The following is a 1548-nucleotide window of genomic DNA, read 5'->3' on the forward strand; positions in this document are numbered from 1 at the left end:
GGGTGGGGGGGTTCGGGGTCGGTCTCGGGTACGGGTGTGACACCTGGGGCTCGGATCGGGGGACGGTGCGGGTGGTATGGGCGTTTTCGGGTGGTGTCGGATGCGACAGATTTGGCCGAATGTTGAACTTGCAAGCATCAATTAGGCGTCCCTAACCTGACGCTCACTCGGTACCGACATCCCCCGGTCGGTCCCCACCCGACTCGATCGGTGCCGACGTCCCCGACCGGCCCGTTCGCTCACGGGCCGGACCGCTCAGTACCGAAGGAGTGCTCCCCATATGACCGGACGCCTCAACAGCGCCCAGCCGTACGTCCTCGGGCTCTTCCGCATCGTCATCGGCCTGCTCTTCGCCTGCCACGGCGCCGCCTCGCTCTTCGGCGTCCTCGGCGGAGCGGTCGGCACCGACGGCGGCACCATCCCCTCCGGGACCTGGCCCGGCTGGTACGCCGCCCTCATCCAGCTCGTCTGCGGCGGCCTCGTCCTCCTCGGCCTCGGCACCCGCCCCGCCGCGCTCCTCGCCTCCGGGTCCATGGCCTACGCCTACTTCGACGTCCACCAGTCCAACGGGCTGTTCCCCATCCAGAACGGCGGCGAGGCCGCGGCGATGTTCTGCTGGGGCTTCCTGCTGCTGATGTTCAGCGGGTCCGGGGCGTTCGCCCTCGACCAGGTGATCCGGCGCGGTGACCTCGGCAGCCGCTTCAGGGGCGACAGCAGCGGCGACGGCGGGCAGGCCGGAGACAGAGAGGAGCGGGCCTCGGCCGCCGCGTGACCCACCCTGGTTTCCCGCCTGATCGCTGCTCAGTACACCCCCCGTGCACCATGCGTCACAGCCCGGCGTACGCTGTATGGCTGTCATAGGCCGCTCCTGCCGCTCCCCGCGACACCGCGGCTCGGTACGGCCCACGGGGGACCACGGGGAGTCAGCGGTGTGGGAAAGTCTGGCGGAGGTCGGGTCACTGACCTCCGCCCCAGGGATCTACGCGGTCGTCGCCGTCTCGGTACTGCTGGACGTGTTCCTGCCGATCCTGCCGAGCGGCGTGCTCGTCATCGCCGCGGCCACGGCGGCGGCAGCCGGATCCGCCGCCGGGACGGCCGCGGGGGCGGGGGCCGCCGCGCAGGGCGATGTGCCCGACGTGCTCTTCCTCATCCTCTCCGCGGCGACCGCGTCCGTGGTGGGTGACCTTGTCGCCTACCGGCTCGCCTGGCGCGGCGGGCCCCGCCTCGACCGGGCCCTCGCCCGGTCCCGGCGGCTCCGCACCGCGCAGGAACGTCTCGGCGCGGCGCTCGCGCAGGGGGGCGGGGCGCTCGTCATCCTGGCGCGGTTCGCGCCCGCCGGGCGGTCCGTCGTCTCCTTCACCGCGGGTGTGCTGCACCGGCGGGCCCGCGACTTCCTTCCCTGGTCGGCGCTGGCCGGGCTGTCCTGGGCGGCGTTCAGTACGGCGCTCGGGTACTTCGGTGCGCACTGGCTGGGGGCGCGGTGGCTGGCGACGCTCGTGTCCTTCGCGGCGCTGTTCGTGGCCGGGGCGGGGGCCGGTGTTGCGGACG

2 protein-coding genes are annotated in these 1548 nt (G+C 72.9%); both read left to right on the forward strand.

Annotated elements, in window-relative coordinates:
* The first annotated feature begins 280 nt into the window (after nucleotides 1-280).
* Nucleotides 281-772, forward strand: coding sequence for a DoxX family protein (locus MTQ10_RS30280; protein ID WP_247473841.1), 492 nt, complete (start codon nucleotides 281-283; stop codon nucleotides 770-772).
* Nucleotides 773-929: 157 nt separating this feature from the next.
* Nucleotides 930-1548, forward strand: a 619-nt coding sequence (locus MTQ10_RS30285; protein WP_247473844.1) for a DedA family protein, incomplete at its 3' end; no start/stop codon positions are given.

Origin of the sequence: Streptomyces sp. XM83C (assembly GCF_023072675.1) — a bacterium.
Lineage (GTDB): Bacteria > Actinomycetota > Actinomycetes > Streptomycetales > Streptomycetaceae > Streptomyces > Streptomyces thermocoprophilus.